Genomic DNA, 9,685 nt, shown 5'->3' with positions numbered 1-9,685 from the left:
CCGCCGCGGTCTGGCGCTGCGCGCCAAGCACGCCGTGTTCGACCGACTGGTGTACAACAAACTGCGCGCCGCGCTGGGCGGCGACCGCCACGCGGCCGTCTCCGGCGGTGCGCCGCTGGGCTCGCGGCTGGGGCACTTCTACCGCGGCGTGGGTCTGACCATCCACGAGGGATATGGCCTGACCGAGACCAGCTCGGCGATCACCGTCAACCAGGTCGGCAACGTCAAGATCGGCACCGTCGGAACGTTGGTGCCCGGCAACAGCATGCGCATCGCCGACGACGGCGAGCTCTTGGTGCGGGGCGGCGTGGTGTTCAGCGGCTACTGGCGCAATGAGCAGGCCACCGGCGAGGCGTACACGGACGGCTGGTTCAAGACCGGGGATCTCGGTGCGCTCGACGAAGACGGGTTCTTGAAGATCACCGGCCGCAAGAAGGAGATCATCGTCACCGCCGGCGGCAAGAACGTCGCCCCCGCGGTGCTCGAGGATCAACTGCGCGCGCACCCGCTGATCAGCCAGGCGCTGGTGGTGGGCGACGCGAAACCGTTCATCGGCGCCCTGATCACCATCGACCCCGAGGCGTTCGAGGCGTGGAAGGAGCGCAACCACAAGCCCGCCAGCGCGCCCGTCGGCGATCTGGCCACCGATCCCGACCTCGTCGCCGAGGTGGACGCCGCCGTCAAACACGCCAACATGTCGGTGTCGCACGCCGAGTCGATCCGCAAATTCCGCATCCTGCCGGTCGATTTCACCGAGGACACCGGCGAACTGACGCCGACGATGAAGGTCAAGCGCAAGGTGGTGGCGGAGAAGTTCGCTTCCGATATCGAATCGATCTACGAAAGCGACTGACCCGCCAAGAGATCGGAAAGCCGGCCCGCAAGCCTGTCCCAGCGCCACTGCGACGTCACCCAGGCACGCCCGGCCGCGCCCATCGCGGCGGCGCGGGCCGGGTCGGCGAGCAACTCGGTGACGGCAGCGCTCACCCTGCTCACCGAACGGCCGTCGACCACCAACCCGGTCTTGTTGTGCTGCACAGTTTCTGGTGCTCCGCCGGATAATCCGGCGATGACCGGCACACCGGTCGCCGAGGCCTCCAGAAACACGATGCCCAAACCTTCAACGTCCATGCCCGCGCCGCGGGTCCGACAGGGCATCGCGAACACGTCGGCCAATGCGTGGTGGGCCGGCAGTTCGTGGGCCGGCACGCCGCGGGTGAATGTCACGTGCTCGGCCACCCCGCATTCCTTGGCCAGCTTGCGCAGCGCTTCCAGATGCGGACCGCCGCCGACGATCACCAACGCGGCGCCGTCAACCCGCCGCCGGATCGAGGGCAACGCCCTGATCAGCGTGTCCTGGCCTTTACGCGGGACCAGCCGCGACACGCACACCACGGTGGGCCGCTCGCCGAGCCGGTAGCGATCACGCAGCTCGGCCCGCGCGGCCGCATCGGGCCGGAACCTTTCCGTGTCCACCCCAGGGGGCAGGTGTTCCAACGTCGCTGCCGGCCCGAACGCTGAGGCGAACCTGGAGCGCGTGTAGCGGCTGACGAAGGTCACGACGTCGGTGGTGTCGCCGATGCGGCGCAGCACCGACCGCGCGACGGGAAGCATCGACCAACCCACCTCATGCCCGTGAGTGCTGGCCACCACCCGCGTCGCGCCGGCCTGTCGGGCGCGCGACGCCAGCAGCGCCAGGGGTGCGGCCGCGCCGAACCAGACGGTGTCGATACCGTGCTCGACGATCAGGCGGCGCATCCGGGCGTCTACCGCCGGGCCGGGCAGCATCAGCGTTCCAGGGTGGCGCACCACCCGATAGCCCGCGCATCGGGCCGAGTCGTCGAAGGCGTCGGCACCCTTCCACTGCGGTGCGTACACGATGACGGAATGGGACCCCGCGTCGACCAGCCGGCTGACGAACTCGCTCAGGTAGGACTGGATGCCGCCCGGACGCGGCGGAAAGTCGTTGGTTACCAGCAGGACCCGGCTCACCCGCGTCACGTTAGCCTGGCGACGATGCAGACCGTGCAACGGTCTGAGATGGGGGCACCTCCCGCTTGCGGGGCGTGCGGCAATCAATGCTCGCCGAGCATCCATTCCCGCCAGCGCGCGAGCACCTCGCCATCGTCGGTGCCGAGTACGTCGCGGATGGCGCTTTGCACGTCGGAGTGCCCGGCTCCGCAAGCGGCGGAGTAGAACGCCCGCAATGTGGCCGTGCCGTAGGTGTCGGCGACGAAGCGAGCGAACCACCAGGCGCGGTCATAAGCCAGTGAGCGCTGCGGCCCCGCATTGTCGAGCTCGGCATCCGAGGGCAAAGTCAGCGCGACGGACGGCGCTGCCGAGGGCCTCGCAGCGCTCGGTCGGGCTACGAAATCGGCAACTCCCTCGGTCAGCCAATGCGGGGCATCCAAGGCGGTGTCGGCCCTGGCCGCATAGTGAAAAAGCTCGTGGGTCAGAACAATTCGCAAAGCTTGCGCACTCATGTTGGCCGCGCCCGGCGCGAAGACGATTCGTTCGCCGACCGCCACCCGATGGGCCGGATCGACGTGGTCGGCGACGGTCACCGCCGCGATGTCGGCCCACTGGGGTTCCGGCCCGCCGCCCGCGGCCTGCCGAAACTGTTCCCCGGAGCCGGCGACCACAACCGACACATCGCGGGACCAGTCGACGCCCCAGAAGGTCTCCACCGCGTCGACCGCGGCACCGAGGCTCGCCGCGATACCCGAAAGCAGGCGGTCGCTGCTGGGGCCGCCGAGCGCGATCAGCCGAACAGTCCGGTCCCCGACAACCATGGACAAAGCGGGCGCGCTGACGTGACTCACGGACGCGCGACCCGGGGTGGGCGCCTTATCCCGCCCTGCGCCGACCGGAATGGCGGCGGCCGCGATCAATCCAACGACAAACACGAAGGCCAGCAGCGACGGAAGCCGTCGGCGCCAGTACGGGCGGCCGGCGCCGCTAGTAGCGGCGCGCGTCGTGGACCGGGCCCGCGGCGTTCAAGGGCACCACCCGCACCGGCACACCGAACGTGGAGGAATGGATCACCATGCCGTCACCGACGTAGATGCCGCTGTGTGACGCGTCGGAATAGAACGTCACCACGTCGCCGGGCTGCAGATCCGCCAGCGCCACCGGTTGACCGCCCTGAGACTGCGCCTGGCTGGAGTGCGGCAGCGAGATGCCGGCCTGCTGGAATGCCCACATCACCAGTCCGGAGCAATCGAAGCCGCCGGGAGCGGCTCCGCCCCACACATAGGAGGACCCGACCTGCGTCAACGCCGCCTGCACGACGGTCGCACGGTCACCGCCGCCGGGAGGCAGCCCTGGGCCTCCTGGCAGTCCGGGCAGTCCTGGCAGTCCGAAGGGGGGCGGCGCCTCGCCCGGTGCTTGCTCGCCCGGGGGCGGCATGCCGGGTGGCAACGCGTCCGGCGCCGGCGCGCCCGGCGCCGGGACGCCCGCCGGGACCCGCCCTGGGTCGGCGAGCGCGGTGCGCTGCTCGGGCGACAACGCCACGTACTGCGATTTGACCACCGCGATCTGCACCTGCAACTGGCTCTGCTTGGACTGCAGGCTCGCGCGGACCGCAGCCGCCTGCTCGGCGACGGATTTCGCCTCCGCGGCGGATTTCGCGGAAGCCTGTTCGGCCCTGGCGGCCTGCTCACCGGCAATGCGGTAATTGGCCATCTGTGTGCGCATTTGAGTTGCCATCAGCCGCTGCACGGCCAGTTCGTCGATCAGACCTTGCGGTGACCCGGCGGTCAGCATGGCTGCCATGCCGTCGACGCTGCCACCCATGTAGGTCGCGGCGGCCAGTTTGTTGACCGCGCTTTGGAACGTGGTCAAGCGGGCCTTCGCCGCATCCACGGCGGCCTGGTCGTCCGCGTGCTTCTTCTCTGCGGCCTGCAGGGCGACCAGCTTGTGGCCCAGGTCCAGCTCAGCGGTGTGCATCGCCTCGGTCGTCTGCTCCGCCTGGCGGGACAGCTCGTTGAGCTTGGCCAGCGCGTCATCGGCCGGATCGGCCACGGCATTCGTGGCAAAACCCCCCGAGAAGACGATCAGGCTCGCTAACATACCTAGGGCAGAACGTGTAACCACACGCGCACATGGGTACATAAAGTCGAACCTCAAAATTGCATCCCCCAACGGCCTTCGACCGATCGTCGTCGAGCTAGTTTAGGTCTCAAACAGGTTACGAAACGATATCGGCGTTTGTCCAAACCAGATCGTTAAGAAAACGGCAAGATTTCTGTCATTACCTTGTGAATTCTGGCAAACTCCTAAGGCGAGCCAGCGGTTTTGGCGCACAAGGCAATTAAGCTACACCAGACCCGCGAGCGCGGCGAATGGGGACCAGCCGCAATCGCGGCGCGAGTCCGACGTCGGCGAGCACCTCCAGGGCGGCGCGTTCGTCGTCCAACAAGGTCTCCGGGACCCCGAGTAGCACACTGACCACACAGTCGCGACAGCCCGGGCCGCGCGCCGCACAGTCGTCGCAGTCAATGACCACGGGGGCGTTTGGATCGGGCGCGGCACCGTTGGGCCTGCCGGGCTGTGCTGTGCGGTTGCTCGATGCCATCAGGGGCCGTCCTCTCGTCTGGCTTTCCGAACGGGAAATCGCCGGCTAGCCAGACGCTAACCGCCGCCACCGACATCGCGCCGTCAGTGCTCGCCCGGCGTGGGAATCACGCCGCTGTCGGTAGGCGTGCCTACGGTCGCAGCCATGGGCGCGGGCGTCGGGACTCAGCTGAGTTTCGGCGACCTTGCGGAAGGCCGGGAAGCCCGCGCCGCCGCATGGGGCCGCGCCGCCTCCGGATTCGACGAGATTCCCTTGCGCGAAACCACTTTCGTCGTGGTGGACCTCGAGACCACCGGCGGGCGCGCCAAAGGCGCCGAGGGCACACCGCCCGACGCCATCACCGAGATCGGGGCGGTCAAGGTCCGCGGGGGCCTCGTGCTCGGTGAGTTCGCCACCCTCGTCGACCCGGAGCGCGACATCCCACCGCAAATCGTGCGGCTCACCGGCATCAGCACGGCGATGGTGTGCGACGCCCCGAGGATTGAGGCGGTGCTGCCGATGTTCCTCGAGTTCGCTCGCGGCGCGGTGCTGGTCGCCCACAACGCGGGGTTCGACATCGGATTCCTTCAGGCCGCGGCGCGGCGCTGCGAAATCGCCTGGCGGCGCCCGCCGGTGCTGTGCACCGTGCGGCTGGCTCGCCGCGTGCTGAGTCGCGAGGAGGCGCCCAGCGTCCGGCTCGCAGCGCTGGCCCGGCTGTTCGCGGTCGCCAACCAACCCACCCACCGGGCCCTCGATGATGCCCGCGCCACCGTCGACGTCCTGCACGCGCTCATCGAACGGGTGGGCAATCAGGGTGTGCATACCTACGGCGACCTGCGCTCCTACCTGCCGGACGTGACGCCGGCCCAGCGCCGCAAGCGCGTCCTCGCCGACGGCCTCCCACACCGCCCGGGGGTTTACCTGTTCCGCGGACCGGGCGGCGAGGTGCTTTACGTCGGCACCGCGGTCGACCTGCGGCGGCGGGTGGGTCAGTACTTCACCGGCGCCGATCCACGCGGCCGGATGAAGGAGATGGTCACGCTGGCCAGCGCGGTCGAGCATGTCGAGTGCGCGCATTCGCTCGAGGCGGGCGTGCGCGAACTAAGAATGCTGGCCGCCCACGCCCCGCCGTACAACCGCCGGTCCAGGTTCCCCCAGCGCTGGTGGTGGCTCGCACTGACCGACGATGCGTTTCCGCGGCTGTCGGCGGTGCGCGCGCCGCGGCACGACCGCGTCGTCGGCCCTTTCCGTTCGCGCACCGACGCCGCCGACACGGCCGTTCTGCTCGCGCGATTCACCGGATTGCGAACCTGCACCGCTCGGCTGGGACGTTCGGCCCTGCACGGGCCGGCGTGCCCCGAGGCGGAGATCTCGCCGTGCCCGGCCGCGCGAGGAGTGACGGCCACCCAATACGCCGCGGCCGTGGCGCGCGCCGCGGCATTGATCGACGGGCTGGACAACGGCGCGCTGGCGGCCGCGGTCCACCAGGTCACCGCGCTCGCCCAGCAACGTCACTTCGAGAGCGCGGCCCGCCTGCGTGACCGCACCGCCGCCGCCGTCGAGACCCTGTGGCGCGGCCAGCGGCTGCGAGCGCTCGTCGCAGTGCCGGAACTGGTGGCCGCCAAGCCGGACGGCCCCGACGGACGGGCCGGTTACCAGCTCGCCGTCATCCGGTACGGCCAACTCGCCGCGGCCGGCTGTGCGCGCCGCGGTGTGCCGCCGATGCCGGTGGTCGATGCCATAAGCGCTGCCGCACAAGCGATCCTGCGTGCGCCGGCACCACTTGGTGGTGCGCTGCTCGAGGAGACCGCGCTCATCGCGCGTTGGCTGGCCACCCCTGGGGTGCGCATCGTTCGAGTCGCCGAGGAGGGGTGGGCATCACCGCTGAAGTCGGCCGGCGCATGGGCGGCATGGGCCGCGTTGGCCCGCTCGGCGCGCCTGGCCGGCCGGCAGGTTTCGTCCGGTTCAGACTTGCTGGCCGAACCGCACCCACCTCGCGAGCAACTGTTCGGCCGTACCGGAGTCGATGGCCACCCGGGCCCGTTCCAGCCCCTCCTCCCACGCCGGCAGCCATTCGGCGCGGCTGGATAGGCCGGCGTGCGCGACGATAGCTCCGGCGGCGTTGAGGACGACGGCATCTCGGACCGGGCCACGGGCGCCGGCCAGCACGGCGCGCGCCTCGGCGGCGTTGGCCTGGGCGTCGCCGCCGAGGAGGTCCTGCAGCTCGGCGCGGGCGAACCCGAAGCCTGCCGGATCAAAGGTCAATCGGTCCACGGTGCCGGCCTGCACCCGCCAGATGGTGCTCGTGGTCGTCGTCGTGAGTTCGTCGAGCCCGTCATCGCCGTGCACAACCAGCACGCTCGAGCGGCGAGCCGCGAACACCCCCGCCATCACCTCGGCGAGGTCCGCGAATGCGCAGCCAATCAAGCCCGCCCGCGGCTGGGCCGGATTCGTAAGTGGCCCAAGGAGATTGAACACGGTCGGCACGCCGATTTCGCGGCGCACCGCCGACGCGTGGCGGTACGACGGGTGGAACAGGGGCGCGAAGCAGAACCCGATCCCGACATCGGCGAGGCTGCGCGCGACCTCTTCCGGTTCGAGGTCGATGCGCACCCCGAGTGCCTCCAGGGTGTCGGCGCCGCCCGACAGCGACGACGAGGCGCGGTTACCGTGCTTGATCACCGGCACGCCGGCGGCCGCAACCACGATCGAGGCCATCGTGGAAAGGTTCACGGTGTTGACGCCGTCGCCACCCGTGCCGACGATGTCGACGGCGTCTCCGATGTCCTGGCGGGTCGTTTCGACGGGGAACCGGCGCGCATGGCTCAACATGACACCGGCCAGCTCGCTGACTTCGGCCGCGGCGGGAACCTTTATCGTCATGGCCACCGCGAAGGCCGCGATCTGCGCAGCGCTGGCGGTACCTGCCATGATCTGGTCCATGGCCCAGGCGGCCTGACCCCGCGCGAGGTCCCGACCGCCCGTCAACCGACCCAGGACTTGCGGCCACGACGATGCGGGCCCGGACAACGGGTCTTCGGACAACGGGTCTTCGGACAACGCGGCCACGCGCCGATAGTCCCACGAGGACCGATCGCCCCCCACCATCGCCCGATGGCGGCCCGGGGCCCCGCGGGTAGACATCAATCAGCAAAATTTCTGACCCGGGTAGAGTTCGACAACTACAAAGCGTCATACTTGCGGTGTGACCAGCGCTGTGGGGACTTCGGGTACTGCGATCACGTCGCGAGTGCATTCGCTGAATCGGCCCAACATGGTGAGTGTCGGCACCATCGTGTGGCTGTCCAGCGAGCTGATGTTCTTTGCTGGCCTTTTCGCGATGTATTTCACTGCGCGTGCCCAGGCCGGTGGGAAATGGCCGCCGCCGCCCACCGAGCTCAACCTCTACCAGGCCGTCCCGGTCACACTGGTGCTGATCGCGTCGTCGTTCACCTGTCAGATGGGCGTGTTCGCGGCCGAACGCGGCGACGTCTTCGGGCTTCGTCGATGGTACGTGCTCACGTTCCTGATGGGTTTGTTCTTCGTCCTTGGCCAGGCGTACGAGTACTACCACCTGGCGTCGCACGGGACGACCATCCCGGGCAGCGCTTACGGCACCGTCTTCTATCTGGCCACCGGATTTCACGGCCTGCACGTCACGGGCGGGCTGATCGCGTTCATCTTCCTGCTGGCCCGCACCGCGATGACGAAGTTCACGCCGGCGCAGGCGACGGCCAGCATCGTCGTCTCCTACTACTGGCATTTCGTCGACATCGTGTGGATTGCGCTGTTCACGGTGATCTATTTCATCCGATGAGCTGACGACTCCGAATACAGGAATGAACAGGAGTGCTCGGTTGAAGAAACTGGGGTCGATCCGATCCGGCGGCAGCAGACGGCCAGGCGGGCCGGGCAAAGGGCCGGGCAAAGTGCCGGGCAAAGGGCCCGGCAAAGGGCCACTGAAAGGGCTGACGAAAGAGCGCGCGCGTCGGCGCCTTCGCCGCCGGCTGTCCGGCGGCCTGCTCCTACTGATCGCGCTGACCGTCGCCGGCGGGCTGGCCGCGGTTCTGACTCCCCGCCCGCAGGTGGCCGTTGCCGACGAGTCCAATTCGGCGATCCTGCGAACCGGCAAGCAGCTGTTCGAAACCTCGTGCGTGTCCTGTCACGGCGCCAACCTGCAGGGCGTGCCCGACCACGGGCCGGGCCTGATCGGCGTCGGCGAGGCGGCCGTGTACTTCCAGGTCTCCACCGGTCGGATGCCGCTCATGGCCGCCGGCGCCCAGGCTCCCCGTAAAGAGCCGATCTTCGACGAATCCCAGATCGACGCGATCGGCGCCTACGTGCAAGCCAACGGCGGGGGACCAACGGTAACCCGCAATCCCGATGGCACCATCGCCATGCGGTCGTTGCGCGGCAATGACGTCGGCCGGGGCGGCGACCTGTTCCGGCTGAACTGCTCCTCGTGCCACAACTTCACGGGCAAGGGCGGCGCCCTCTCGTCGGGCAAGTACGCGCCGGACCTTGGACTCGCCAACGAACAGCAAATCCTCGATGCGATGCTGACCGGCCCGGAGAACATGCCGAAGTTCTCCGACCGCCAGCTGTCCTTCGACGCCAAGAAAGACATCATCGCGTACGTGAAAACCGTCAGCGAAGAGCGGCAGCCGGGTGGCTACGGCCTCGGTGGCTTCGGACCTGCACCCGAGGGCATGGCCGCATGGATCATCGGGATGGTGGCCGCCATCGCGCTGGCACTGTGGATTGGGGCGCGAGCATCATGAGCGACTTCTCCAGCGAACCCGCCGCGCGTGGCTCCGACACCGACAAGGGCGGACCGGCGGCGCCGCACGAGCCCAGCGACGCCGCCCTGGCGGCGATGTCGCAACAGGAACTGGTGGCGCTGGGCGGCAGATTGGACGGCGTCGAAACCATCGTCAAGGAGCCACGCTGGCCGATCGAGGGCACGAAAGCCGAGAAGCGCGCCGAGCGCTCCGTGGTGCTGTGGCTTTTGCTGGGCGGCTTCTTCGGTCTGGCGCTGCTGGTGATCTTCTTGTTCTGGCCGTGGGAGTACAAGCCAAAGGACGCCCCGGGCAGCCTGCTCTACACCCTGACCACCCCGCTGTACGGCCT

At 68.9% G+C, this 9,685-nt stretch carries 8 protein-coding genes and 2 pseudogenes; 5 read left to right on the top strand and 5 right to left on the bottom strand.

Annotated features, from left to right (window positions below):
• Positions 1–853, top strand: an 853-nt coding sequence (locus JO059_RS08255) for an AMP-binding protein (RefSeq protein ID WP_293315604.1), incomplete at its 5' end; no start/stop codon positions are given.
• On the opposite strand, the gene pimB is transcribed toward JO059_RS08255, so the two are convergent.
• The 4 genes from pimB to JO059_RS08235 form a co-directional block, all read right to left on the bottom strand.
• On the bottom strand, positions 838–1,992 hold the full coding sequence (gene pimB / locus JO059_RS08250) for a GDP-mannose-dependent alpha-(1-6)-phosphatidylinositol monomannoside mannosyltransferase (RefSeq protein WP_293315603.1): 1,155 nt from the start codon (positions 1,990–1,992) through the stop codon (positions 838–840). The genes JO059_RS08255 and pimB overlap by 16 nt on opposite strands.
• Before the next feature lie 83 nt (positions 1,993–2,075).
• Positions 2,076–2,918, bottom strand: a complete 843-nt coding sequence (locus tag JO059_RS08245) for a hypothetical protein (RefSeq protein WP_293315607.1) — start codon at positions 2,916–2,918, stop codon at positions 2,076–2,078.
• A gap of 40 nt (positions 2,919–2,958) precedes the next feature.
• Positions 2,959–4,113, bottom strand: coding sequence for a peptidoglycan hydrolase RipC (ripC, locus tag JO059_RS08240; protein WP_293315606.1), 1,155 nt, complete (start codon positions 4,111–4,113; stop codon positions 2,959–2,961).
• Between the two features lie 199 nt (positions 4,114–4,312).
• Positions 4,313–4,576 carry a hypothetical protein gene (locus tag JO059_RS08235; protein ID WP_293315602.1) on the bottom strand — a complete coding sequence of 88 codons (264 nt, stop codon included), beginning with the start codon at positions 4,574–4,576 and terminating at the stop codon, positions 4,313–4,315.
• Between the two features lie 144 nt (positions 4,577–4,720).
• Here JO059_RS08235 and JO059_RS08230 point away from each other — a divergent pair.
• Positions 4,721–6,583 (top strand): annotated as a pseudogene (locus tag JO059_RS08230) (DEDD exonuclease domain-containing protein); the annotation flags it as partial.
• On the opposite strand, the gene trpD reads toward JO059_RS08230, so the two are convergent.
• Positions 6,521–7,624 carry an anthranilate phosphoribosyltransferase gene (gene trpD, locus JO059_RS08225; protein WP_293315601.1) on the bottom strand — a complete coding sequence of 368 codons (1,104 nt, stop codon included), beginning with the start codon at positions 7,622–7,624 and terminating at the stop codon, positions 6,521–6,523. The pseudogene JO059_RS08230 and the gene trpD sit on opposite strands and share 63 nt — an antisense overlap.
• Before the next feature lie 136 nt (positions 7,625–7,760).
• Between trpD and JO059_RS08220 the strand changes: the two genes are divergently transcribed.
• From JO059_RS08220 to JO059_RS08210, 3 genes and pseudogenes are all read left to right on the top strand, one after another.
• Complete coding sequence (locus tag JO059_RS08220; protein WP_293315600.1) at positions 7,761–8,372, top strand: heme-copper oxidase subunit III; 612 nt, start codon at positions 7,761–7,763, stop codon at positions 8,370–8,372.
• 142 nt (positions 8,373–8,514) lie between these two features.
• Positions 8,515–9,336: a cytochrome c gene (locus JO059_RS08215; RefSeq protein ID WP_293315605.1), complete on the top strand. Its 822-nt coding sequence runs from the start codon at positions 8,515–8,517 to the stop codon at positions 9,334–9,336.
• Positions 9,333–9,685 (top strand): annotated as a pseudogene (locus JO059_RS08210) (menaquinol-cytochrome C reductase); the annotation flags it as partial. The gene JO059_RS08215 and the pseudogene JO059_RS08210, both read left to right, overlap by 4 nt.

The organism is Mycobacterium sp., from assembly GCF_019247615.1.
Classification (GTDB): domain Bacteria; phylum Actinomycetota; class Actinomycetes; order Mycobacteriales; family Mycobacteriaceae; genus Mycobacterium.
Note: the sequence above shows the minus strand (reverse complement) of the source record. Positions and strands in the feature narration are given on the sequence as shown.